This is a genomic window from Janthinobacterium sp. PC23-8 (assembly GCF_002250505.1).
Taxonomy (GTDB): Bacteria; Pseudomonadota; Gammaproteobacteria; order Burkholderiales; family Burkholderiaceae_D; genus Janthinobacterium.
In genome coordinates, this window is the sequence record NZ_NJGY01000001.1 from 262,718 (window position 1) to 284,987 (window position 22,270).

Here is a 22,270-nt window from a genome sequence, read left to right on the forward strand (position 1 = left end):
AAACATGAAACGCACACTGACACGCATCGCCCTGGCCACCCTGGTTGCCGGCGCCTGGATGTCCGCCGCCAGCGCCGAGGAATTCCTGGTCGGCGCCGAAATCCCCCTGACCGGCAACCTGGCGCGGGTCGGCGCCGGCATGCAGGAAGGCATCATGGTCGCGGCCGAAGTGTTCAACAAGACCAACGGCAAGCACACGGTAAAAATCATGACCGTCGACGACGAATCGGCGCCGGCCAAAGCCATCGCTGCGGTGGAAAAACTGGCCAGCCAGGGCGTGGTGGCCATTACCGGCGGCTACGGCTCGAACAATATCTCGCCCGCCTCGGACACGGCCAACAAGCTGGGCCTGGTGTATATCACCTCGGGCGGCGTTGACGACAGTCTGGTGACGAGCGGGCGCAAGAATTTTTTCCGCATCAATAACACGGCCGGCTACGAAAAAGCCATGCTGGGCATGCTGCAGGAGGTGGGCGCCAAGTCGGTCTCCATCGTCTATTCGACCAAGGACGCCACCACCGGCCTGGCGAAGGACGTGGAAAAAGCCTTGTTGGCCAAGGGTGTGAAAGTGACGACCCACTCGTTCGATCCGGCCATTACCGACTTCAAGCCCATCATCAACAAGATCAAGCTGCAGGACAAATCGGAAGTGCTGGCCATGGTCGGCTATGAAAATGACTACGTCGGCATCATCCGCGCCGCGCGCGTGTTGAAACCGAAGATCAAGGCAATGGTGGGCGTGTGGTCGCTGGCCACGCCAAAAATGGCGGCCGACTTCCCCGACCTGATGCCGAACGTGTTCGGCACGGCGCTCCTGCCCTTCCCGACCGAATTCAAGACGGCCGACGGCAAGGCCTTCAGCGACGCCTACAAGCAGTTGTACAAGAAGGAGCCGGATTACCTGGGCCAGTTCGGCTATGTGCAGTCGATGCTGCTGTTCGAAGCGATCGCGCGCGCGGCCGACAAGGGCACGCTCAAGAAAGGCGGCGTGGCCGAGGAAATGCGCAAGACCGACCGCGAAACCCTGATCGGCCGGGTGCAGTTCGCCGCCAATGGCGACAACCTCAACTTCGTGCACCGCATGGCCCAGCACCAGGACAAGAAAGTGGTGATCGTCTGGCCGAAGGAAAACGCCACCGGCAAGCTGGTCTACCCGGCCCTGCCCTGGTAGCGCGCACTGAGTCTCCCGCGCGCCGGTTCCGGGCGCGCGCCGATAAACGACAGCCTGGCCATCGCCCCACGAGGGCGACGGCGGGCTGCCTGACGGGATAACGACATGACAGAATTAATCCTGCAGGCCCTGTATTCGGGCCTGCTGCAGGGCGGCTCCTACGCCCTGATCGCGCTCGGTCTGGCGCTGGTGTTCGGCACCATGAAGATCATCAACCTGGCGCACGGCGAGCTGGTGCTGCTCGCCGCCTATATCGCCTACAGCGTGGAGTCCGGCCTGGGCCTGGGCCCGATGTTCGCCATTCCCATCGCGCTGGTGATCGTCAGCCTGACCTCGGTCGGCGTCTACTACATCGTCAGCCGCATCAGGAAGGACCGCGAAATCAATTCGCTGATCCTCACCTACGGCATCGGCGTGATCCTCACCAATTTCATTTTGCTGGTATGGAAGGCCGATATCCGCTCGACCTCGTCGAGCTGGCTGCAGGAGGGCATTGAAATCGGGCCGTTCTTCAGCATGCGCAGCGAAGTGATTTTCTTCGGCGTCAGCCTGGCGCTGATGGCCGCGCTGTGGCGCTGGCTGTCGACCAGCTGGTATGGCCGCGCCGTGCGCGCCGTATCGAGCAACCGCGACGCGGCCAAGCTGATGGGCATCGACCCGGGCCGCACCGAAATGGTGTCGTTCCTGGTGGCCGGCATCCTGGCCGCGTTTGCGGGCGTGGCTTTGTTCAGCTATGGCGTGATCCAGCCGGCCTACGGCGGCGCGCTGACGGTGAAAGCCTTCATCATCACGGTCCTGGCCGGCATCGGCTCGATCCCGGGCGTGCTGATCGCCGCCGTGCTGCTGGGCGTGGCCGAAGCGCTGACCGTGACCCTGGCCAGTTCGGCGCTGCAGGAATTGTCCGGCATGGTGCTGTTCCTGCTGGTGCTGTTCATCATGCCGAACGGCCTGTTTGGCGCGGTACGGAGGCGCGGATGAAAACTGCTTCGACAATCTCCACGATCGTGCTGCTGCTGGCCGCCTATGTCGCCGTGCCGCTGGCGCTGGGCGGCAATCACTATGTGATGAGCATGGTGGTGGCGGCCCTGATCATCGGCGGCGTGGCCCTGTCCTGGGCCCTGCTGGGCAACCTGGGCGGCATGGTGAGCTTCGGCCATGCGGCGTTCTTCGGCGTCGGCGCCTATGTCTCGGCGCTCGCCACCGTGAAACTGGGCCTGCCGGTGTTTGCCGCCATGCTGCTCGGCGGCGTCGGCGCGACGATCTCCGCCGTCATCATGCTGCCGGTACTGCGCCTGCGCGGACCGTATTTTGCGCTGGCCATTCTCGCCTACGCGCATATCTTCCGCATCGTGGCCACCGAATGGAGTTCACTGACCGGCGGCTCGGGCGGCGTGGCCAATATCCCGACACTTCCCACCGTGTTCGGCGTTGACCTGGCCAGCAAGACCGGCGCCTACCTGGTGGTGCTGACGCTGGTGGTGGCCTGTGCGTTCGCCTACGGCCGCATCCGCTCCAGCTACTACGGCATCGCCCTGCGCGCCATGCACGACAGCGAGGACGCCACGCGCGTGGTCGGCGTCAACAGCACCTTGCTCAAAGGCGCGATGCTGCTGGTATCGGCCTTCATGGCCGGCCTGTTCGGCGCCTTCAACGCCCACTACATCAACTTCCTGGAACCCGATTACGCCTTCAACAGCCTGTGGGTGACCTTGCCCATCGTGGCGGCGATTTTCGGCGGCTACCGCACCATCCTCGGCCCCGTGCTGGGCGCGGTGGTGGTCTATCTGGTCGACCAGCTGATCTTCAAGTCGCTGATCCCCACCGGCCACCAGCTGGTGCTGGGCGTGCTGCTGGTGGCGATGATCGTCCTGAGCCCGAACGGCCTGCTGCCGCTGCTGAAAAAATGGCTGAAAAGAGCGCTGTTCAAGGAAAAGGCAAGGGAGAAAACACATGCTTGAACTTGAGAATGTGTCGGTACGCTTCGGCGGGCTGACGGCGGTCGATTCGGTTACCTTGCGTATCGCCAGCAATGACGTGATCGGCCTGGTGGGCTCGAACGGCGCCGGCAAGACCACGCTGTTCAATGCGATTTCCGGCCTGGTGCGCCCGACCAGCGGCGCGATCCGCTTCGAGGGACGCGACGTGATGGCCACGCCCATGTACCGGCGCGCGCGCCTGGGGATCGGGCGCACCTTCCAGATTCCGCAACCGATGCATGAACTGACGGTGCGCGAAAACCTGGTCGTCGCGCAGCGCTTCGGCACGGGCCAGGTCGATCACAAAAAAATCGATGAAATCCTCGATTTCACCAGCCTGGCCGCCAAGGCCGGGCGCGATGCGGCCAGCGAACTGGCGCTGACCGAATTGAAGGCGCTGGAAGTGGCGAAAGCGCTGGCCACCAACCCGAAGCTGCTGCTGCTCGACGAAGTGCTGGCCGGCCTGGAGACAACCGGCAAGCGCCGCTTCATGGGCATGCTGAAGGACCTGCATGCCACATTCGGCGTGGGGATCGTAATGATCGAACACGATATCGAGACCATCAGCAATCTGTGTCCGCGCGTGGCCGTGCTCAATTTTGGCCAGCTGATCGCCGACGGCACGCCGGACGCGGTGTTCCGCGATCCGGCCGTCATCAAAAGTTATACAGGAGCGGCAGATGCTTGAAGTGACCAATTTGCGCGCCGGCTATGGCGCCATCAATGTACTGTGGGACGTGTCGCTGCGCGTACCGAAAGGCAAGCTGACCACCATTATCGGCCCCAACGGCGCCGGCAAGACCACGCTGCTGCGCGCCATCATGGGCCTGGTGCCGGCCAGCGCGGGCACCATCAGCCTGGACGGCAAGGTGCTGAACGGCACGCCGACCTGGAAGATGAGCGATTCGAGCGTGACGATGATCCCGGAAGGGCGCATGACGTTTCGCGACATGAGCGTGGAAGAAAACCTGATCATGGGCGCGTTTCCGAAGGCGCACCGCGCGCATGTGCGCGAGCGGCTCGAACTGTCTTACGCCATGTTCCCGCGCCTGCGCGAACGCAGACGGCAGCTGGCCGGCTCGCTGTCGGGCGGCGAAGCGCAGATGCTGGCGATGGCGCGCGGACTGATGTCGGACCCGCAGTTGCTGATCATCGACGAGCCGTCGCTGGGCCTGGCGCCGCTGGTGGTGGGCGAGCTGTTCGAGATCCTGGCGCGGCTCAATGACGGCCGCCGCACCATCGTGCTGGTCGAGCAGAACACGGCGCGCGCGGTGAAAGTGGCAGATCATGTCTACCTGATGCAAAGCGGCAAGGTGGCGCTGTCGCAGACGGCATCCGAGGTCGATCTGGAGCATCTGCACGCGCTGTATTTCGCCCGTTAGGAGCTTTATTCCTGTTCGTCGGCCAGCTTCTCAAACGCCGCCAGCGCGCCCCTGCCCAGGCCGGCCACCACAAAAGGATCGTCGGCATCGAACTGGGCGGCATCGACCAGCATGCGCAGCTTGCTCAGGCGCTCGCCCAGCGACAGCGCTTGCGCCTGGGCGTTGGCATCAAGCTGTCCGGCCTGGGTGATCGCGCTGGTGACGGAGTCGGGAAACTCCCATAATTCGGCGATCTTGGCCGACAAGATCCGTGCTTGCGCAAATACCTCGGCGATAAAGGCGCTTGACTGGGGAAAGGCATCGGCCCCATGCATCTGGTCGATCAGGCGAAACGCCACCACCAGGCCGACGTTGCTCATCAGGCCCGCCAGATAAGCGTCGAAGGTGTTCGCCTGCATGGCTGGCGCCAGCAGGCTGGCGGCCAGCGCGCATTTCTCGGACTGCTGCCAGATCAGCGGCGCCGTGCGCACGGTCAGCCCACCGCTTTGCATGCTGACGATGGGACGGAAGGCGACACGGGCCAGCAGCATGCGCATGCCGGTTTGCCCGAGCAGCATGATGGCGCCGTCCATATTGGTGATCGATGGACTGGCGTTATAGCGCGACTGGTAGCAGGGCCGGTTCGCTTCGCGGTAGACCTCGGCGACCAGCACCACGTCCTGGCCCAACTGGCGCGACAGTTCGGCGGCGTTCATGTCATCTTCTTGCAAGGTACGCATCAACTGCGGAATGATGGAGGGAATGCGCGGCACCAGGGCAGCGCCAGCGATGGGCTCACGGACCAGTCGCGTCAACTCGTCCAGGATCTGCTGTTCGGTCTGCGCCTGCGCCTGCGCCGGCCCCACAGCCGCAAGCCAGCGGTAGTAGCGAGCGTCGATTTCGGCAATCGGGGCCGGCTGGTGCTCGACCTTGGGTGCCGCCGCTGCGGTGACTGGCGCGGGCTTGTTTTTTTCCTCGCCGCCGTTGAGTAATTTTCCTATCCAACTCATTTTGCCGTCCCCAGCTCTCTATGCTTCACTATCGGGAAATATCATCCCCGTGATTTTACCTGATCAGCGCACCGATCAAACGGCAAATTCTGGCCAGCCTGGTCCCGCTGTTGCAAAGTGATACAGTGGTGCTGACGCAGAAAGCGATCCCGAATCGACTTCGGACAGAAAGGACGATCATCATGAACAACAGTCTTGCGCATTACATCAGTACCCAGGCGTATAACAACGCCTGGGCCAACCACCGCCTGTACCAGGCCTGCGTCCAATTGTCGCCGTCCGGGTTCCAGGCCGTGCGCACCAGCTTTTTCCCCACCATCCAGGCCACGCTCAATCATATCCTGACGTGCGACTGGTTTTATCTCGATGCGCTCGAGCGCGAACTGCGCGGCGAGCCGCCACACCCTGACTGTTACGTGTTTTTTGCGCAGGACGAACCGTTCGACAACTGCCCGGCACTGCAGGCGGCCCAGCGCGCGTCGGATGAACGACTGATCGCGCACTGCCGGCAGCTGACCGACGCCGACCTGGCGCGCCCCGTCACCATCTTGCGCGATACGCCGCAGATCGACACGCGCATGCGCCTGCTGGCCCATCTGTTCCAGCACCAGATCCACCACCGGGGCCAGGTGCACGCCATGCTGTCCGGCACGTCCATTGCGCCGCCGCAGCTGGACGAATTTTTCAGCAGCGGCGAGGCGGACCTGCGGGCGCAGGATTTTGCGCAGCTGGGCTGGACCGAAGCATCGGTCTGGGGAGCGCGCTGAACTATTCAGCCTGGTGGCAGCAGACGCACAGCTTGTTGCCATCGAGATCGCGAAAGTAGGCGCCGTAATAATTGTCGTGATAATGGGGCCGCAGGCCGGGCGGCCCTTCACACACGGCCCCATGCGCCAGCGCTACCTGGTAACTGCGCTCGACCTGGGCCCGGCTGTTCGCCAGCAGCGCCATCATTTGCCCGTTGCCGGGCGAGGCCGCCTGGCCATCGTGCGGCGCGCCGAGCACGAACAGCGGGCGTGGCACATCCGGCGTCATCCAGCCGGCCCACGGCTTGGCCGGGTCGTGAAATTTCTGCACCAGGCCCAGCTCGCCAAGCAAGGCTGCGTAAAAATCATAAGCGCGTGAAAAATCATTGGTGCCGAGGCAAAGATGGGACAGCATGCGTTTCCTTTCGAAGCAAACAGGGACGACCGGTATTACCCTGGGCTGATTATAATGGCGCATCTCTTTTTGGTACGCCATCATGACCGCTATCAGCCGCCTGCAATTGCACGCCCCCACCGCCGCCGACACGCATGATCTGCTCGCCTTCGAGGTCGAAAATCGCGCCCACTTCGAAACCTGGGTCACGGCCCGCGCACAGTCGTATTACGAGCTCGACGCGGTTGCCGCCATGATCGAACAGGCGCAACGCGAACGCGAGCAGGACCAGTCTTACCAGTTCCTGGCCAGGCTCGACGGACAGATTGTCGGCCGTGTCAACCTGACGGCGGTGACGCGGCCCTATTTCAACAAGGCGCAGCTGGGCTACCGCATCGGCGCACAGTTTGGCGGGCGCGGCTATGCCAGCCGGCTGGTGGCGCTGCTGCTGGAACAGGCGTTCGGGCCGCTGGACCTGTGGCGCCTGGAAGCGACCGTGCGGCTGCCCAACCTGGCGTCGGCAAAAGTACTGCAGCGTAATGGCTTCCATCAGTACGGCACGTCGGAACAAGCCATGTATTTCGATGGCGCCTGGCGCGACCTGCTGTATTTCGAGCGCCGCAAGGCATAGCAAGCGCAGCGGCAAACAGCGTCTTTCCTGGCTGCCATCCTGTTTTTTCGCCAGCGCCAGCGACTTTAATCGAGCGCAAAGTACGTCAACGTCGGACTGACAAACTCAAGGTCCGGGAATCTTCTCTCTCTTGGCGAGTCCAACATGAAACTGCGCCACCGCCTGTTCGAACACGTGCTGCTGATGCTGCTGTTGGCCCTGGCCATCTTCGGCGCCGCCATCGTGCTGGTCTGGATGACGCAGTGGGCCGAAACCTTGCAATTGCCGGCTTATCTGGTCTATGGCATGCACCTGGTCGGCATGGTGCTGTTTTTTCTCGATGGCTGCGTCGTCATTGCCGCCAGCAGCATCCTTGCCGCCCGCCTGTACCAATTGTTATCGAAGGAGGACATATGAATCCGCGCCATCCCCTGGATGCCATCCTTATCCTGCGCCATCCCCGCCGTTTCTGGCTGACCTCGCTCGCCATCGCCTTGATCTGCGCCATCGTGCTCGCGCCATGGCTAGCCAGTTCGCCGTGGCTGGTGGCGATCCCCCTGGTTGTCGGCGGCTTGCTGGTGGCGCTGGGCGAATTATGGGAAGAGCTGCGTGGCCAGCCCTTGCAGGGCGACAGAAACGACCCGGCCACGCCTTGCCGACGGCCCTGAGTCCTGCCCATGAGGCCGGCGCGCAACAGTGCACGGCAATTTGCACAGGCAAGCGCCCTGTTTAAGAATCGCTTCAGTCTCGCCGGGCATCGTGGGCAGGTGCTGCCAACCAGACAGCACCCCACCATCCGACCCTGACAAGAAAGTATTACCATGCCGATCAGCACCTGGCTGCGCGCCAACAAAGGTTTTATCATGTTCCTGATGCTGTTCGGCGTGTTCCGAACCGCCGTGGCCGACTGGAATCCTATCCCCTCGGCATCGATGCGGCCCAACCTGCTCGAAGGCGACGTGGTATTCGTCAATCGCCTGGCCTACAACCTCAAAGTGCCGCTGACCGACATCGTGCTGCAACATACGGGCGAGCCGCAGCGCGGCGACATCGTCACCTTTTCCTCGCCCCTTGACGGCACGCGCCTGATCAAGCGCATCGTCGGCCTGCCCGGCGATACGGTGGCAATGCGCAATGAGCAGTTGGTCATCAACGGCCAGGCGGCGCAGTACAGCGCACTCGACACGGTCGCGGAAACCGTCGCTGCCGTCGGCCAGTTGCAGGAACAGCTGGTCAGCGAACAGGGCAGCGGCCAGGCGCAGCCGCACCGCATCCAGCTGCTGCCGCAAGTGCCGGCGCGGCGCAATTTCGCCGCCGTCACCGTGCCTGCCGGCCACTACATGATGCTGGGCGACAACCGCGACAACAGCGCCGACTCGCGCTATTTCGGCTTCGTGCCGCGCGCACTGCTGATCGGCAAGGCCGAGACCATCCTGGTGTCGGCCAATATCCAGGACCACTGGCAGCCGCGATTTTCACGGTTCGGCACTGCGTTGAAGTAAGCATGTACGTAACAGCGACGCGCATGGGCAAGGGGATTTTCGCGTAGCATGTGAATCATGCATACCATTACTTCCTCCAGCCCGCCCTGCGCCAGCCACGGCGAGGCCGCCGAACAGCTGGCGCACTTCCTGCAACGGCATCCCGACGTACTGCTGCTGACGGGCGCAGGCATCAGCACGGCGTCCGGCATTCCCGATTACCGCGATACCGATGGCGTGCGGCGCGGCAATGCGCCCGTGCAAGGGCCGGACTTCCGGCGCCAGCCGGCCGTGCAGCGCCGCTACTGGGCGCGCAGCATGGTCGGTTATCCTGCCTTGTCGCGCGCGCAGGCCAATCCCGGCCACCTGGCCATCGCGCAACTGGCGCAGCAGGGCAGCATCGGCAGCCTGGTCACGCAAAATGTCGACGGCCTGCACCAGCAGGCCGGCAGCGTTGACGTCACCGAATTGCACGGCAGCATACATGCGGTGGTCTGCCTCGATTGCCACGCCCACTATGCGCGCCGCACGGTGCAGGACATGCTGGAATACGACAACCCGCAGATGGTGGGCACCACCGCCACCCCGGCGCCCGATGGCGACGCCCTGCTCGAACCGGGTCAGCTGGCCAGCTTTACCGTGCCGCGCTGCCTGCACTGCGGCGGCACGCTGAAACCCGACGTGGTGTTTTTCGGCGACGGCGTGCCCGCCGCCTGCGCCGCCGAAGCGGCGCACAAGATGCGGGACGCCAGCGCCCTGCTGGTGATCGGCTCGTCCGTGATGGTGTATTCCAGCTTTCGCCTGTGCCGCATGGCGGCCGAAGCGGGCAAGCCGCTGGCCGCCATCAACCTGGGCAAGACGCGCGCCGATGACCTGCTCGGCTTGAAGATTGCAGCGCCAGCGCAAACACTGCTGCCGACGGTCGCCGCCATGCTCGCCTGAGCGAGGCTGGCTATACTACGATATTGACAAGGAGAATTCATGCTGGAACTGTTGAGTGAACACGCCTGCTTTGGCGGCGTCCAACGCTTTTATCGCCACGATGCACAAGCGATCGGCTTGCCGATGCGCTTTTCGGTATTTATTCCGGCCAGCACCAGGGACCAGGCAGGCAAGTCGCCCGCCCTGTTCTACCTGGCCGGCCTGACCTGCACCGAAGAAACCTTCATGATCAAGGGCGGCGCCCAGCGCGTGGCGGCCGAGGAAGGCCTGATATTGATCAGCCCCGACACCAGCCCGCGCGGCGCCAATATCGCCGGCGAAACGGATGGCTGGGACTTCGGCGCCGGCGCCGGCTTTTATGTCGACGCCACCGAAGCGCCATGGAGCGCGCACTACCGCATGTACAGCTACATCCTGGAACTGCGCGCGCTGCTGGAACAGGAACTGAACCTCGACCCGCAACGCACTGGCATCTTCGGCCATTCGATGGGCGGCCACGGCGCGCTGGTGCTGGCCCTGCGCAATCCCGGACTGTTCCGCTCGGTATCGGCTTTTGCGCCGATCACCGCGCCCTCGCAATGCCCGTGGGGCAAGAAGGCTTTTACGGGCTACCTGGGCGGCGACGCCAGCACCTGGCGGCAATATGACGCCAGCGCGCTGATGGCAGCAATGCAAGGGCAAGCTGCGCCATTTCCTGATGGCATACTGATCGACCAGGGCCTGGCCGACAAATTCCTGCCCGACCAGCTGTTCCCAAACGTCTTCGAAGCGGCCTGCCGCGACGCGGGCCAGCCCCTGACGCTGCGCCGCCATGCGGGCTACGACCACGGCTATTATTTCATTTCCACCTTCGTGGAAGACCATCTGCGCTTTCATGCGCGCAATTTGCGCAGCGGGACCTGAGTCTCAGCCGCCGGAACGCCCGTTGAAATGCCGGGTGTACCAGTCGCCAGCGAGCAAGGCCGCCTGATGGCGCGCATCAACGCTGCCGGGGGCGGCGATCTGTTCCAGTTGCTTGTCGCCGCGTAGCGCGGCGAACGCCATCCGGTTCAGGCCGGCTACGTCCGGGTCGCGCCCGGAAACGATCAACAGCGAGGGCACGCGCACATTGCCCAACGCCGCCTTGCCTGCCAGCGCCACCTGGGCGTCGCACACGGCCAGGGCGGCCAGCTCGCTGCCGCGCCAGGCGGCCAGTTGCATCACCACCGCCGCGCTGGCGCCATGGCCGTACAGGCCGCAGGGCAACTGGCGCGTGGACGGGTCGATGCGCAGCCAGCCCAGCGCTTTTTCCAGCTGGCGCGCCAGCAAGACGATATCGGCGTGCAGAAAATAGCGGTGGCCGCCCTCGCCGCCGCCGGGCGTAACGCCGGCCTGGTCAAAGCACAGGGTGGCGAGACCGGCGCGCACGAAGTCAATGGCGGTTGCTTGCGTGGCGGCATTGCGGTGGCCGCCGTCCAGGCTGGCGCCGTGGGCAAACAGCACCACGCCTACCGGGCGTTCCGGCAACATCAGTATGCCGTCCAGTTCCACTTCGTCTGCCGTAATGCTGACAAATTGCTCTTGCATGGTTGCCTCCCTGACGTACAGTCCGGACTTCCCGGGCGGCGCCAAGGCAGGAGCCTGGCCGCATGCTCAGTGTAGCAAACTCGCCGCCAGGTTCAAACCGCACCGTAGCGGTCCAGCCCCTTGAGCACGGCTTCGGGACGGATTGGCAGATGCCGCACACGCGCGCCGACAGCGGCAAAGATGGCGTTGGCGATCGCCGGCGCCACCACCGTGGTCGGCGGCTCGCCCATGCCCGTCGAGGCCTCATGACTGTTGATGAATTCGATATCGAGCTCGGGCACGTCGGCGATACGCAGCGGTGTATAGCTGGCGAGGTTGGTATCGCGCACTTCGCCATTCAGAAACGCCGTGCCTTCGTGGAGCGCCATGCTCACGCCCCACAGCGCGCCGCCTTCGGCCTGCGCCAGCGCGCCGTCGGGGTCGACGATGGTGCCGGCGTCGATCACCATCGTCAGTCTTTCGACCTGCACCATGCAGGTGCTGCGGTCGACCCGCACCCGCGCCACGCAGGCGGTCCAGGTCGGCATATCGCGTTCCTGGCCGAAGGTGGCGGCAATTCCCAGGCCCGTGTCTTTCGGCATCGCCTTGCCCCAACCCGCTTTTTCCGCCGCGCGCAGCAACACCTGCGCCAGGCGCTGCGCGCCGCCGACGGCGTTTGGCGCGCTGCCGGCGTTGCGACCCGTGGCCTGCAGCAGCGACAGGCGAAAATCGAGCGGATTGACCTTGGCCGCCTGCGCCGCTTCATCGATAAAACTTTCCACCGCCCAGTTGGTCCAGCCGGGCCCCACCGAGCGCAGCCAGCCCGGCCGGAAACTGCTGTTGGCCAGGTCATTCGATATGGCGCGCACGCGCTGCGCGCCCACCGTGTACCAGTGGTCGGCGCCGGCGATCGCAAATGGATCGTAAGGATGGCCTTGCTTGTCCCTGGCCAGCAAGCCGGGCGCCAGGGCCTGCGTCGGCCAGCCCGCGCTCGCTTCATGCTGCATGGCGCTTACCTTGCCGGCGGCGTCGAACGCCATGCGCAAGTGCTGCACCGACGGCGAGCGCGGCGAATCGAAGCGTGCATCGTCGGCCCGCGAACAGATCATTTTCACGGGCCTTCCCAGGGCTTGCGCGCCCAGCGCGGCCGGAATGCAATAGTCGCCATTGAGGCGCCGGCCAAAGCCGCCACCGAGCAAATAGGTGTGCAGCACCACCTGGCTTTCCGGCACCCGCAGCGCCTTGGCCAGCACCGGCAAGATCAGCGACTGCCATTGCGTGCCGGCATGGATATGCCAGACACCATCGACCAGTTGCGCCATGGCGTTCACGGGTTCAAGCTGGAAATGCAGCACCGTGGCCGTGGTGTAGTGCCGCTCCAGAGTCAGTCCCGCCCCGGCAAACGCTTGCTCGACGCCTTCGTCATTGACCACGCGCGCGCCCAGGGCGGGGTCGGCGATCTGTTTCGCGCCGTAATGCAGGATGTCCTGTTCCGACACATGGGCTGCCGCGCCGGCGCGCCATTTCACCCGCACCAGGTCGGCCGCGCGGCTGGCCGCCGCATAGCTGTCCGCATACACCATCACCCAGCCCGGCACCGTGCCGCTGGGGTCAATCAAGGCTTCGGACTTCAGGTAGCCCCTGATCTTCTTTGCGGCCGAGTCGTCGATGGACACTACCATCGAGCCATAGCGCGTCGGTGGAATTTTGGGGCGTGCATACACCAGGCCTTCGATCTCGTCATGGACACCGGCATCGATACCGTAGATGGCCTTGCCATTGGTTTTCGCCGGCACGTCCAGCGCCTGCACGGTGCGCCCCACCAGCTTGCGCTGCGGCGGCGTCTTGAGCACGATGGAGAGCAGTTGTTCGGGCGTATAGTGGCGCCCCAGCTTGCCGCGCCGCACGATATCGCCATAGGTGATCGAGCGCCCGCGCCCGTGTACCACGCCCGATTTCGCCGCGCAGGCCGACACCGGCAGGCGCAGCAGCCGCGCGCCCTCCTCGACCAGCGCCAGGCGCCCGGCCGCGCCGGCGCGGCTGAGCGGCTCGAAATTTTGCCAGACGGACCAGCTGCCGCCCGTGACCATCAGGCCCCATTTCGGATCGCTGTCCACATAACGCAGCTTCACTTTGGTCCAGTCCGCTTCCAGCTCGTCGGCCACGATGCGCGCCAGCGCCGTGCCGATATGCTGGCCCATTTCCGCCTTGGCAATATTGATGGTCACCAGTCCTTGCCGGTCGATCTCGAACCAGATGCCAGGGTCGAACACGGGCGCGGCAGGTATCACGGCAGGCCCTTTGGCCGCCTTGCCGGCCGCCAGCACGGTGTCGGCGCGCAGGAAGGCCAAAGTAAAACCGCTGCCGGCGGCGGCGATCAGGAAGCCGCGCCGCGCCAACGAAGCGGGCAAGGACGCGCCATGGTCTTTCGGCAGCTTAAGCATGCGGCGTCTCCCGCAGGCTGGCGGCCAGCTTGATCGCCTTGCGGATGCGCACATAGGCCATGCAGCGGCACAGGTTGCCGCTCATCACGGCGTCGATATTGGCGTCGGTCGGCTGCGGATAGTCGCGCAGCAGGGTCGCCGCCTGCATGATCTGGCCCGACTGGCAATAACCGCACTGCGGCGCCTGCATGGCGATCCAGGCTTGCTGCAAGCGGTGTTTTCCATCAGGCGACAGGCCTTCGATGGTGGTGACGGCCGAACCGGAGATGGCCGACACGGGCGTGATGCAGGAGCGCACGGCACGGCCATCGACATGCACGGTGCAGGCGCCGCACAGGCCAATGCCGCAACCAAACTTGGTGCCTGTCAATTTCGCTTCGTCGCGCAGCACCCATAGCAGCGGCGTTTCGGCGTCGACATCGGCAGCAAACGGCTGGCCATTGAGCGTGAAATGATGCATGAGATGACTCGCTTTGCTTGATTATTTGCCGGCGCGCACGCGCGCCACCGTCGCTTCCAGGCCGGTCCAGGCCGGCCGATGGCTGCGGCTGCGGCGCAAATAAGCGGCCAGCTGGACAATGTCTGCGTCGGACAGCGCATGGGCAAAGGCCGGCATCAGCGCGCCGGGCAGGCCCTCGTCCTTGCCGACGCCATGCAGGATCACCTGGATCAGGTTGGACGGGTCGGGCGCGCTGACGGCGCTGTTCAGGCTCAGTTCCGGGCGCAACAGCGCAGGCTGGCCATCGCTGTTCGAATGGCAGGAGGCGCAGGCGGCCACGTACAGGCTGGCGCCACGGTCGTTGTCGACCATGCCGACCTTTTGCGAACGGGCCAGGCTGGCCTTGATCACCGACGCCGTATCGACGGCCGGCTCGTTTGCATCACGCGGCCTGGCCAGGTCGGCAAAATAGGCGGCCAGCGCGCGGATATCGGCGTCGGGCGAGGCATCCATGCCTTCGTGCACCACTTCCGACATCGGCCCGGCGGCCACGCCGTGCAGCGCGGTGGCGCCGGTGCGCAGGAAAGCGTACAGCTCGTCCCGGCTCCACGGCAGCGGCGCCGTATTGGCGGCCGTCAGCGGCGGCGCATACCAGTTGTCGATGGCGGCGCCCTGGTAGGCTGCGACTGTCCTTTCCGCGCCCAGCGCATTGCGCGGCGTATGACAGGCGGCGCAGTGGGCCAGGCCTTCGGCCAGGTAGCGGCCACGGTGCCAGTCAGTGCCCTGGGCAGTATTGCGCGGCAAGCTGCCGGGCTTGAAGAACAGCAGTTTCCAGCCGGCCTGCAGGGCGCGCTGGTTCAAGGGAAACGGTACCGTGTTGGGCGGCGTGACCGCAACCACGGCTGGACGCGTCATGAAATAGGCATACAGGGCGGCAATATCGGCGTCGCTGGCCAGCGCGAAGTGTGTGTAGGGAAACACGGGAAACAGGTGCTCGCCGTTGCGTGCCACGCCCTCGCGCATGGCGCGCTGAAACGCCGCCAGCGACCAGCGGCCGATGCCCGTCTGCGGGTCGGGCGTGATATTGGTGGCGTGGATGGCGCCAAACGGCGTGGCCAGGCCGCGCCCGCCCGCGTAGGCGGCGCCGCCCTTGACCGTATGGCAGGCGCTGCAATTGCCGATGCCGGCCAGGATGCGGCCCTCGGCGATGGCCTGGGCGGAAAAGGAACTCGGCGGGGGCGGATCGACGGGCGCCAGCGCGGCTCGCCAGTAAGCGGCGTAGACGGCGCCGGCGGCGAGCACGATCAGGCCCAGCAATATCAGCAGGCCAGTACAGATTTTCTTGAACAAGACTTTCCAGTAATAAAACAGGCGCGCAGGCGGCGCGCTCCAACGGCAGGATTTTACGCGGATTGCGACTTGTTGTATGTAAGCAATAGCACCTGGCGCCGCCCTGTGTCAGCAAGTGCACGACGGCAAGCGGGCGCAGCGACTTATAATCGTCGTTTCCGTACTAGTACCAGCCCCCCTATTCCTTCATGCATACCGTCACCATCATCCTTGTCCTGGTCCTGACCGTCGTCCTGTGCGGCTTTCTTGCCCGCTCGCGCTGGATCAAGCTGCCGCTGCCGCTGATTCAGATCGCCGGCGGCACGGGCCTGGCCCTGTTCGGCCTGCAAGTGCCGCTCGATCCCGAGATATTTTTCCTGCTGTTCATTCCGCCGCTGCTGTTCCTCGATGGCTGGCGCATTCCCAAGGGCGCCTTCTTTTCCGACGCGCGCTCGATCCTGATGCTGGCCATCGGCCTGGTGCTGTTTACGGTGCTGGGCATGGGTTTTTTCATCGACTGGCTGATCCCCAGCGTGCCACTGGCCGTCGCCTTTGCGCTGGGCGCCATCCTGTCGCCGACCGATCCGGTGGCCGTGTCGGCGATTGCGGCCGGCAACCCGATTCCACCGCGCCTGATGCACATCCTCGAAGGCGAGTCGCTGTTGAATGACGCCTCCGGCCTGGTGTGCTTTACCTTTGCCGTGGGCGCCATGATGACGGGCGGCTTTTCCATCGGCGCGGCCTCGCTGAGCTTCCTGCAGGAAGCGGGCGGCGGCATCCTGATCGGCCTGGCCATTTCCTGGGGCGTGGGCCTGGCCAACAAATGGCTCGTCAGCAAGGTTGGCGAAGAGCCGGGCCTGCAGATCCTGATCAGCATCCTGATTCCGTTCGCGGCATATCTCGGCGCCGAGCAGATCCATGGCTCGGGCATTCTGGCCGCCGCCACGGCGGGCGTGTCCATGCACTACGCCGACCTGATCGGCCGCCCGCTGGCCGCCACGCGCACCCAGCGCAAGGCCGTATGGGATACCGTGCAACTGGTCCTCAACGGCGTGATCTTCGTCATGCTGGGCGCGCAACTGCCGACCACCATCACCAGCCTGCAGGCGGCCTCGGCCGAAGTGGGCGCGGGCAGCGCCTGGAAGCTGCCGCTCTACGTGGTGGCCATCACGGCGGGGCTGACCTTCATGCGCTTCGTGTGGGTCGCCATTTCGATGAAACTGACCTTGTTCAAGCACCAGAAAAATGCCGCCAGAAATGGTACGGCGCTGGAAAGCAAGGACCGCCCCGGCTTGCGTTTGCTGCTGGTGGCCTCGTTTGCCGGCGTGCGCGGCGCGCTGACCCTGGCCGGCATATTGACCTTGCCCCTGTTTTTGCCGGACGGCACGCGCTTTCCCGCGCGCGACCTGGTGATTTTCCTGGCCATGGGCGTGATTTTGCTGTCGCTGCTGCTGGCCAGCGTCACCCTGCCCCTGCTGACCAAGGGCCTGGTGTTCGCGCCCCCCGCGCGCCGCTCCAGCGAGGAGCGCAACGCCCGCGCCGCCGCCGCCGAGGCGGCTGTCGCGCGGCTGGAAAAAATGTGCTCGGGCATAGCCAGCGATGGCAAGGAGCAGGTCGTCACCGAGGCGGCCAATCGCCTGATCGACGCCTACCGGCGCCGCATGGCCTATGGCGAAAGCAGCAACGACGAAGCGGCCCGCATGCATGAACTGGCCAGGGCCGAACGCGCCTTGCGCCTCGAAGCGCTCAATGCGGAACGCGACGAACTGTTCCGCCAGCGCATTTCAGGCGAACTGGACGATGCAATCCATTTGCGCCTGCTGCGCGAAATCGACCTGCTCGAAGTGACGCTGGAAGAATAGTCGCCTGCCATCATCACGCCGTGACGGCCGGGCGGTGAGTGGACAGCCCGCCATGCGCTGTGTAGACTGATGCGCACTTTGAAAAGGAATCCCATGAACGCACCGACCACCAAACCCACCTCTGGCCCCGAGTTCTGGGAACGCGCCGACAAGGTGATCGCCCTGGCCAACGAACAATGTGCGCACAACCCGGCCAATGACGTGGCCACCTCGCTGCTGTACGCGGCCGCCCGCTTCAATGCCTTCCTGGTCGCCAGCAAGACCAACGACGTCAGCAAGATGCAGCAGGAAAAAGACGAAGCGGTCGCCTTTTTCACGGAGCAGTACAAGCGCATGCTGACCGACAACTTCAACGACTACATCAACAACTTCGACAAGTACACGCAACCGGCGGCCGCGCCGCAGGCTTGATCAATCGTTGAAGCACTGGCCTCGGCGGCGCCTCAAACGTCGTCCTTGCCCGCAAGGTAATTGTTCTTGACCCTCACATAGTGCTCGGCCGAATAGCGCAAACGGGCGATCTCGGCCTCGGTCAGCGCGCGCACCTTGACGGCCGGCCGGCCCACGTACAGGTGGCCGCTTTCCAGTACCTTGCCAGGCGACACCAGGCTGCCGGCGCCGAGCATCACGTTTTTCTCCACCACCGCATCATCCATCACGATGCTGCCCATGCCGATCAGGCATTCGTCGCCGATGGTGCAGCCGTGCAGGATCACCGAGTGGCCGATGGTGACGTATTTGCCGATGGTCAAGGGCGAGCCGTCGGGCTTGGCCGCATTCTTGTGCGACACATGGCCCATGGAAAAATCCTGGATATTGCTGCCCTCGCCGATCACGATGCGGTTGACGTCGCCGCGCAGCACGCTGTTGCACCAGATCGAGCAGTCGTCGCCGATGTGCACGTCGCCGATCACTTGCGCCGTATCGTGCAGGTAGACACGCTCGCCCAGCACGGGCCGGGTACTCAGGTAGGAACTCAATGGCATGGTGGTCTCGCTTGATTACAAATATAAATTGTATGCGGCGGCAAGAAAAAACGGGCAAAAAAAATCCGGCTGCGGGCAGCCGGATGTGACAATCTTTTCGCGCAGTCGAAAAACGTTCAGGGCAAGGCGCATGGTCGAAGACAGTACGCCAGTACGGCGAGACCGTGCAACGCCGCCATGGACGTTTTCTCGGCTGTGCGATGAATCAGAAGCGGTAGCCGACGCCTACGCCGATCAGGTATGGATCGACCTTGACTTCACTGGCTTTTACGCCCGAGATAAACACGTCGCTGCGGATCTGCACTTTCTTCACATCGAAGTTCAGCGACCAGTTCTTGTCGAGCTTGTAGTCGACACCGGCTTGCAGCGAGTAACCCCAGCTGTCATGCTCCAGGCGGCCAGCGCCGCCCAGCAGTTTCACATCCGAGATATTGGTGTAGTTGACACCGGCGCCCAGGTAAGGGCTGAACTGTTTCTCGGGCATGAAGTGGTATTGCAGCGACAGGGTCGGCGGCAAATGCTTGAAGGTGCCGATCTTGGCGCCGTCGAGCGTCACATCATGTTTTTGCGGGTAGGTCAGGATCAGTTCAGCGGCGATGTTGGGCGTGAAGAAATACGAAATATCGATTTCAGGAATGGTTTTGTCGCTCACGTGAATACGGTCGGATGCGCCAACGCCAGCCACTGGAGCGGATTTATTGGCGGTATCGATCTGCACCACGCGCGCGCGTACCAGCCATGGACTTTCCTGTGCCATGGCGTTGCCGGCGAAAGCGCCGATGGCGGCCAAAACGATTGCGGCTTTAGTTGCGGACTTTTTCATTCTGGTTCCCTCTTTTTTATCGTTAAGTAACGCAGCGAAGTCTAAGAGTGCGGTGCAGCAAAAACTTTGATCCACATCAAATAGTGCCGTAAGGCATAAAACACCCATATTTTTTCCTTGCACAGATCAAGAAAATGATGCACCGCAACGAAAATACCCGATGCCGCATTCGTCAAATGAGAATAGTAATGATAATCATTTGCGATATAATACGTACTGATCTGGCATTCATAGAGGGGATGGAAGAGATGGATATATTGAAGGAACTGCGCGAATCGGGGTTGAAAGTAACGATACCGCGCCTGCGGATTCTGCAACTGTTTCAAGAAGGAACGATCAAGCACCTGAGCGCGGACGAGGTCTATAAACTCTTGCTGGCTGAAAAGATCGACGTGGGCCTGGCCACCATCTACCGCGTGCTGATGCAGTTCGCCGAAGCCGGCATCCTGTTCCGCCGCCATTTCGAATCGGGCCACGCCGTGTTCGAACTGAACCAGGGCCAGCACCACGACCACCTGGTCTGCACCGGTTGCGGCAAGGTCGATGAATTCGTCGACGACGGCATCGAGTTGCGCCAGCACGAAATCGCCACCGAACGCGGCTTCGTGCTGCATGAACACGCGCTGTCGCTGTACGGCACTTGCGCCGACTGTACGGCAAAGAAGGTTCCTGCGCGCCGGCCCTGACGACAGTGCGGGAACCAGGCTATACAATGCGGCAACGTTGAAAGGAGCCGCATGTATATCGGAGAACTGGCGCGCCTGACGGGCGCCACCCCCAAGGCCTTGCGCCACTATGAATCGCTGGGCCTGCTGAAAAGCGTGCAGCGCACCGGTGCCTACCGCCGCTATTCGCAGCAAAACCTTGCACAGGTGACCCTGATCCGCCAGGCGCAAGCCCTGGGCTTCCGCCTGGCCGAACTGCTGCCCATCCTGGCCGGCAACGATACCGACTGGGCGGCACTGCGCCTGCATATCGCCGCCAAGCGCGCGCACGTGCACGACGAGATCGCCCGCCTGCGGCAGCTCAACGCGCAGCTGGAATCCATCGATGCGCAAATCAGGGATTGTTTGCAAGGCGCTTGACTCTGCCCCATGGGACAGGCTTTAGCATGAGGAATGCTCACTTCATGAAAGCCGCCCTCATGCGCAAACGCATCCTGGTCATTCTCGGCCACCCCTCGAACGACAGTTTTTGCGCCGCCCTGGCCGACGCCTACGTGACGGCCGCGCGCGCCGCCGGCCACGAGGTGCGCGAGCTGCGCCTGGGCCAGCTCGCCTTTGATCCCGTCCTGCATGAAGGCTACCGCCAGGTGCAGCCGCTGGAAGCGGACCTGCTGGCCGCACAGGAAGCGATCATCTGGGCCCGCCACCTGGTGTTCGCCTACCCGATCTGGTGGGGCGGTGCGCCGGCCCTGCTCAAGGGCTTCATCGACCGCGTGTTACTGCCCGGCTTTGCCTTTCAATACCGTCCCGGCAAGGCCTTCCCTGCGCAACTGCTGGCGGGCCGCACGGCCCAGCTGCTGGTGACAATGGACACGCCGCCCTGGTATTTCCGCTGGGTCTACCGCATGCCGGGCATTCATCAGGTGCGCAAGACCACGCTGGAATTTTGCGGCATCAAACCGGTCAGTGTCGTCAGCTACGGGCCGCTGCTTCATTCCACGGACCAGCAGCGCGCGCGGTGGCTGGCGCAGGCGGGCACCCTCGCAAGCAGGCTGGCTTGAACTATAAAGCTTGCCATGCGGCCATTTCAAATAGACGTTTGGCAAGTTGGTAATCATCCTGTCATATTCCGGCGCTACCATATCGAGATTGCCTTTTTGCCAGCCGCCTTGTGGTGTTGGCAAGCGGGCGCCGATCGTCTTGTAAAGGTAGCCGCCCGTGGAGTTCAACGCCTCTCGATTGCATCTTCCCCGTTATCGCTCTTCGGTCGCGGCCGACCTGTGCATCGCCACCGAGTCGGTGCAGGCCGACGCCAACAACTTCGCGGTGCTGGAACTGTTTACCGAACGGCGCGACATGATGAGCTTGCCTGTAACGGAACAGCAACGCCCGATCGGCCTGATCAGCCGCAATATCTTCATGTCGCAGATGTCCAAGCCGTTTTATCACGAGGTGTATGGCAAGAAGAGCTGCATCGCCTTCATGGACAAGGAGCCGCTGATCGTCGACGCCGCCACGAGCATCGAGGACCTGACTTTCCGTGCCGTCGAGGCCGGCGAAAAGGCGCTGGCCGACGGCTTCATCATCACCGAAGACGGCGTGCTGGCCGGCGTCGGCTTCGGCTTGCAGTTGATGAACGTGGTGGCCACCCTGCAGGCCGAGAAAAACCGCCAGATCATGCACAGCATCGATTACGCCAGCGTGATCCAGCGCGCCCTGCTGCGCTCGTCTTCTGCCGAGTTGCGCGCGGCCCTGCCCGACGCCCACCTGGAATGGCAGCCGCGCGATGTCGTCGGCGGCGACTTTTATCTGTTCGAACGCCATGCGGGCGGCTGGTTCGCGGCGCTGGCCGACTGCACCGGCCACGGCGTGCCAGGCGCCTTCATGACCCTGATCGCCTCCTCGGCGCTGAGCCAGGCCCTGCGCGATCTTGGCCCCCGCGATCCGGCCGCCCTGATCGGCGCCGTCAGCCGCGCCATCAAGACCTTGCTGGGCCAGGACGCCGCCACGCCGGGCGCCAGCCATGGCGCCGGCTCGAACGACGGCATGGACTGCGCCTTTATCTGCTACGACGAGGCCAGCGGCCAGTTGCATTTTGCCGGCGCGAAACAGTCGCTGTACCTGGTCGCGCCCGGGCAGGACGAGGTGCGCTGCCTGGACGGCGCGCGCATGGGCGTCGGCTATATCGATACGCCCGCCGGCCACGCCTGGCACAACCAGGTGCTCGAGGTCGCGCCGGGCAGCCTGCTGTTTATCACCACCGACGGTCTGCTCGACCAGATCGGCGGCGCGCGCGACATCGCCTATGGCAAGCGGCGCATGCGCGAACAGCTGCTGGCACGCCGCACCGCGCCAGCTGGCGAGGTGGCGGCGGCCCTGCTGCACGACTTCGGCGCATGGCAAGGCCAGCAGCCGCGCCGCGACGACCTGACGTTTTTCTGTTTCCGCCTGTAGAGCGGCGTTTCACTTTCACTCACCGCAACGAT

General features: G+C 63.9%; 26 protein-coding genes. 18 read left to right on the forward strand and 8 right to left on the reverse strand.

The annotated features are described in order from the left end of the window. Window positions 1-4: 4 nt before the first annotated feature. The 5 genes from CD932_RS01120 to CD932_RS01140 all read left to right on the forward strand — a co-directional run bounded on the left by CD932_RS01120 (window position 5) and on the right by CD932_RS01140 (window position 4,529). A complete protein-coding gene (locus CD932_RS01120; protein WP_094441031.1) occupies window positions 5-1,171 on the forward strand; it encodes an ABC transporter substrate-binding protein in 1,167 nt (388 codons plus the stop codon). Window positions 1,172-1,276: 105 nt separating this feature from the next. Next, window positions 1,277-2,149 (forward strand): branched-chain amino acid ABC transporter permease, encoded by an 873-nt coding sequence (locus tag CD932_RS01125; protein WP_094441032.1) that lies wholly within the window; start codon window positions 1,277-1,279, stop codon window positions 2,147-2,149. Beyond that, window positions 2,146-3,129 (forward strand): branched-chain amino acid ABC transporter permease, encoded by a 984-nt coding sequence (locus CD932_RS01130; protein ID WP_094441033.1) that lies wholly within the window; start codon window positions 2,146-2,148, stop codon window positions 3,127-3,129. The genes CD932_RS01125 and CD932_RS01130 overlap by 4 nt, the downstream gene beginning before the upstream one ends. Further along, window positions 3,122-3,835, forward strand: a complete 714-nt coding sequence (locus tag CD932_RS01135) for an ABC transporter ATP-binding protein (protein ID WP_094441034.1) — start codon at window positions 3,122-3,124, stop codon at window positions 3,833-3,835. Before CD932_RS01130 ends, CD932_RS01135 begins: the two co-directional genes overlap by 8 nt. Continuing rightward, window positions 3,828-4,529, forward strand: coding sequence for an ABC transporter ATP-binding protein (locus CD932_RS01140; protein ID WP_094441035.1), 702 nt, complete (start codon window positions 3,828-3,830; stop codon window positions 4,527-4,529). The genes CD932_RS01135 and CD932_RS01140 overlap by 8 nt, the downstream gene beginning before the upstream one ends. Before the next feature lie 5 nt (window positions 4,530-4,534). Here the strand turns inward: CD932_RS01140 and CD932_RS01145 are convergent, their stop codons facing one another. Further along, complete coding sequence (locus CD932_RS01145; protein ID WP_094441036.1) at window positions 4,535-5,518, reverse strand: HDOD domain-containing protein; 984 nt, start codon at window positions 5,516-5,518, stop codon at window positions 4,535-4,537. Window positions 5,519-5,700: 182 nt separating this feature from the next. On the opposite strand from CD932_RS01145, the gene CD932_RS01150 reads away from it, so the two are divergent. Beyond that, window positions 5,701-6,285, forward strand: coding sequence for a DinB family protein (locus tag CD932_RS01150; RefSeq protein ID WP_094441037.1), 585 nt, complete (start codon window positions 5,701-5,703; stop codon window positions 6,283-6,285). 1 nt (window position 6,286) lies between these two features. Here CD932_RS01150 and CD932_RS01155 read toward each other — a convergent pair whose 3' ends face one another. Beyond that, complete coding sequence (locus CD932_RS01155; protein ID WP_094441038.1) at window positions 6,287-6,679, reverse strand: VOC family protein; 393 nt, start codon at window positions 6,677-6,679, stop codon at window positions 6,287-6,289. 82 nt (window positions 6,680-6,761) lie between these two features. Here CD932_RS01155 and CD932_RS01160 point away from each other — a divergent pair, with 82 nt between their 5' ends. From CD932_RS01160 to fghA, 6 genes are all read left to right on the forward strand, one after another. Next, a complete protein-coding gene (locus CD932_RS01160) occupies window positions 6,762-7,289 on the forward strand; it encodes a GNAT family N-acetyltransferase (RefSeq protein ID WP_094441039.1) in 528 nt (175 codons plus the stop codon). 144 nt (window positions 7,290-7,433) lie between these two features. Then, window positions 7,434-7,685, forward strand: a complete 252-nt coding sequence (locus CD932_RS01165) for a hypothetical protein (protein WP_094441040.1) — start codon at window positions 7,434-7,436, stop codon at window positions 7,683-7,685. Then, on the forward strand, window positions 7,682-7,936 hold the full coding sequence (locus CD932_RS01170; RefSeq protein ID WP_094441041.1) for a hypothetical protein: 255 nt from the start codon (window positions 7,682-7,684) through the stop codon (window positions 7,934-7,936). The genes CD932_RS01165 and CD932_RS01170 overlap by 4 nt, the downstream gene beginning before the upstream one ends. 159 nt (window positions 7,937-8,095) lie before the next feature. Further along, entirely contained in the window at window positions 8,096-8,770 is a 675-nt protein-coding gene (gene lepB, locus CD932_RS01175; RefSeq protein WP_094443377.1) for a signal peptidase I, read from the forward strand. A gap of 57 nt (window positions 8,771-8,827) precedes the next feature. After that, on the forward strand, window positions 8,828-9,691 hold the full coding sequence (locus CD932_RS01180; RefSeq protein ID WP_094441042.1) for an NAD-dependent protein deacetylase: 864 nt from the start codon (window positions 8,828-8,830) through the stop codon (window positions 9,689-9,691). A 39-nt stretch (window positions 9,692-9,730) separates the two neighbouring features. After that, a complete protein-coding gene (fghA, locus tag CD932_RS01185; RefSeq protein ID WP_094441043.1) occupies window positions 9,731-10,594 on the forward strand; it encodes an S-formylglutathione hydrolase in 864 nt (287 codons plus the stop codon). A 3-nt stretch (window positions 10,595-10,597) separates the two neighbouring features. Here the strand turns inward: fghA and CD932_RS01190 are convergent, their stop codons facing one another. The 4 genes from CD932_RS01190 to CD932_RS01205 all read right to left on the reverse strand — a co-directional run bounded on the left by CD932_RS01190 (window position 10,598) and on the right by CD932_RS01205 (window position 15,469). Then, window positions 10,598-11,257, reverse strand: a complete 660-nt coding sequence (locus tag CD932_RS01190) for a dienelactone hydrolase family protein (protein ID WP_094441044.1) — start codon at window positions 11,255-11,257, stop codon at window positions 10,598-10,600. Between the two features lie 92 nt (window positions 11,258-11,349). Then, the gene (locus CD932_RS01195) at window positions 11,350-13,680 is read right to left on the reverse strand and encodes a xanthine dehydrogenase family protein molybdopterin-binding subunit (protein WP_094441045.1); all 2,331 of its coding nucleotides are present in this window, start codon (window positions 13,678-13,680) and stop codon (window positions 11,350-11,352) included. After that, window positions 13,673-14,140 carry a (2Fe-2S)-binding protein gene (locus CD932_RS01200; RefSeq protein ID WP_094441046.1) on the reverse strand — a complete coding sequence of 156 codons (468 nt, stop codon included), beginning with the start codon at window positions 14,138-14,140 and terminating at the stop codon, window positions 13,673-13,675. Before CD932_RS01200 ends, CD932_RS01195 begins: the two co-directional genes overlap by 8 nt. A gap of 21 nt (window positions 14,141-14,161) precedes the next feature. Then, window positions 14,162-15,469, reverse strand: a complete 1,308-nt coding sequence (locus CD932_RS01205; protein WP_094441047.1) for a cytochrome c — start codon at window positions 15,467-15,469, stop codon at window positions 14,162-14,164. 188 nt (window positions 15,470-15,657) lie between these two features. Here CD932_RS01205 and CD932_RS01210 point away from each other — a divergent pair, with 188 nt between their 5' ends. Next, complete coding sequence (locus CD932_RS01210; RefSeq protein WP_094441048.1) at window positions 15,658-17,310, forward strand: Na+/H+ antiporter; 1,653 nt, start codon at window positions 15,658-15,660, stop codon at window positions 17,308-17,310. A 93-nt stretch (window positions 17,311-17,403) separates the two neighbouring features. Continuing rightward, entirely contained in the window at window positions 17,404-17,721 is a 318-nt protein-coding gene (locus tag CD932_RS01215; RefSeq protein ID WP_094441049.1) for a DUF3144 domain-containing protein, read from the forward strand. 32 nt (window positions 17,722-17,753) lie between these two features. On the opposite strand, the gene CD932_RS01220 is transcribed toward CD932_RS01215, so the two are convergent. Further along, window positions 17,754-18,296: a gamma carbonic anhydrase family protein gene (locus tag CD932_RS01220; protein ID WP_094441050.1), complete on the reverse strand. Its 543-nt coding sequence runs from the start codon at window positions 18,294-18,296 to the stop codon at window positions 17,754-17,756. Between the two features lie 205 nt (window positions 18,297-18,501). Next, window positions 18,502-19,119: an OmpW family protein gene (locus CD932_RS01225; protein ID WP_094441051.1), complete on the reverse strand. Its 618-nt coding sequence runs from the start codon at window positions 19,117-19,119 to the stop codon at window positions 18,502-18,504. Between the two features lie 248 nt (window positions 19,120-19,367). On the opposite strand from CD932_RS01225, the gene fur reads away from it, so the two are divergent. From fur to CD932_RS01245, 4 genes are all read left to right on the forward strand, one after another. Continuing rightward, on the forward strand, window positions 19,368-19,805 hold the full coding sequence (fur, locus tag CD932_RS01230; RefSeq protein WP_094443378.1) for a ferric iron uptake transcriptional regulator: 438 nt from the start codon (window positions 19,368-19,370) through the stop codon (window positions 19,803-19,805). A gap of 51 nt (window positions 19,806-19,856) precedes the next feature. Beyond that, window positions 19,857-20,204 (forward strand): MerR family transcriptional regulator, encoded by a 348-nt coding sequence (locus CD932_RS01235; RefSeq protein ID WP_094441052.1) that lies wholly within the window; start codon window positions 19,857-19,859, stop codon window positions 20,202-20,204. Between the two features lie 44 nt (window positions 20,205-20,248). Beyond that, the gene (locus CD932_RS01240) at window positions 20,249-20,845 is read left to right on the forward strand and encodes an NAD(P)H-dependent oxidoreductase (RefSeq protein ID WP_254926417.1); all 597 of its coding nucleotides are present in this window, start codon (window positions 20,249-20,251) and stop codon (window positions 20,843-20,845) included. Between the two features lie 178 nt (window positions 20,846-21,023). Next, window positions 21,024-22,238: a SpoIIE family protein phosphatase gene (locus CD932_RS01245; RefSeq protein ID WP_254926418.1), complete on the forward strand. Its 1,215-nt coding sequence runs from the start codon at window positions 21,024-21,026 to the stop codon at window positions 22,236-22,238. Window positions 22,239-22,270: the final 32 nt, after the last annotated feature.

Bases quoted from the DNA above. Each gene is read 5' to 3' on its own strand.
- fur (WP_094443378.1), top strand. From the start codon at position 19,368: ATGGATATATTGAAGGAACTGCGCGAATCGGGGTTGAAAGTAACGATA.
- CD932_RS01160 (WP_094441039.1), top strand. From the start codon at position 6,762: ATGACCGCTATCAGCCGCCTGCAATTGCACGCCCCCACCGCCGCCGAC.
- CD932_RS01235 (WP_094441052.1), top strand. From the start codon at position 19,857: ATGTATATCGGAGAACTGGCGCGCCTGACGGGCGCCACCCCCAAGGCC.
- CD932_RS01195 (WP_094441045.1), bottom strand. From the start codon at position 13,680: ATGCTTAAGCTGCCGAAAGACCATGGCGCGTCCTTGCCCGCTTCGTTG.
- CD932_RS01200 (WP_094441046.1), bottom strand. From the start codon at position 14,140: ATGCATCATTTCACGCTCAATGGCCAGCCGTTTGCTGCCGATGTCGAC.
- CD932_RS01145 (WP_094441036.1), bottom strand. From the start codon at position 5,518: ATGAGTTGGATAGGAAAATTACTCAACGGCGGCGAGGAAAAAAACAAG.
- CD932_RS01130 (WP_094441033.1), top strand. From the start codon at position 2,146: ATGAAAACTGCTTCGACAATCTCCACGATCGTGCTGCTGCTGGCCGCC.
- CD932_RS01135 (WP_094441034.1), top strand. From the start codon at position 3,122: ATGCTTGAACTTGAGAATGTGTCGGTACGCTTCGGCGGGCTGACGGCG.
- CD932_RS01120 (WP_094441031.1), top strand. From the start codon at position 5: ATGAAACGCACACTGACACGCATCGCCCTGGCCACCCTGGTTGCCGGC.
- CD932_RS01215 (WP_094441049.1), top strand. From the start codon at position 17,404: ATGAACGCACCGACCACCAAACCCACCTCTGGCCCCGAGTTCTGGGAA.
- CD932_RS01125 (WP_094441032.1), top strand. From the start codon at position 1,277: ATGACAGAATTAATCCTGCAGGCCCTGTATTCGGGCCTGCTGCAGGGC.
- CD932_RS01155 (WP_094441038.1), bottom strand. From the start codon at position 6,679: ATGCTGTCCCATCTTTGCCTCGGCACCAATGATTTTTCACGCGCTTAT.
- CD932_RS01180 (WP_094441042.1), top strand. From the start codon at position 8,828: ATGCATACCATTACTTCCTCCAGCCCGCCCTGCGCCAGCCACGGCGAG.
- CD932_RS01140 (WP_094441035.1), top strand. From the start codon at position 3,828: ATGCTTGAAGTGACCAATTTGCGCGCCGGCTATGGCGCCATCAATGTA.
- CD932_RS01170 (WP_094441041.1), top strand. From the start codon at position 7,682: ATGAATCCGCGCCATCCCCTGGATGCCATCCTTATCCTGCGCCATCCC.
- CD932_RS01210 (WP_094441048.1), top strand. From the start codon at position 15,658: ATGCATACCGTCACCATCATCCTTGTCCTGGTCCTGACCGTCGTCCTG.
- fghA (WP_094441043.1), top strand. From the start codon at position 9,731: ATGCTGGAACTGTTGAGTGAACACGCCTGCTTTGGCGGCGTCCAACGC.
- CD932_RS01150 (WP_094441037.1), top strand. From the start codon at position 5,701: ATGAACAACAGTCTTGCGCATTACATCAGTACCCAGGCGTATAACAAC.
- CD932_RS01220 (WP_094441050.1), bottom strand. From the start codon at position 18,296: ATGCCATTGAGTTCCTACCTGAGTACCCGGCCCGTGCTGGGCGAGCGT.
- CD932_RS01225 (WP_094441051.1), bottom strand. From the start codon at position 19,119: ATGAAAAAGTCCGCAACTAAAGCCGCAATCGTTTTGGCCGCCATCGGC.
- CD932_RS01165 (WP_094441040.1), top strand. From the start codon at position 7,434: ATGAAACTGCGCCACCGCCTGTTCGAACACGTGCTGCTGATGCTGCTG.
- CD932_RS01240 (WP_254926417.1), top strand. From the start codon at position 20,249: ATGAAAGCCGCCCTCATGCGCAAACGCATCCTGGTCATTCTCGGCCAC.
- CD932_RS01190 (WP_094441044.1), bottom strand. From the start codon at position 11,257: ATGCAAGAGCAATTTGTCAGCATTACGGCAGACGAAGTGGAACTGGAC.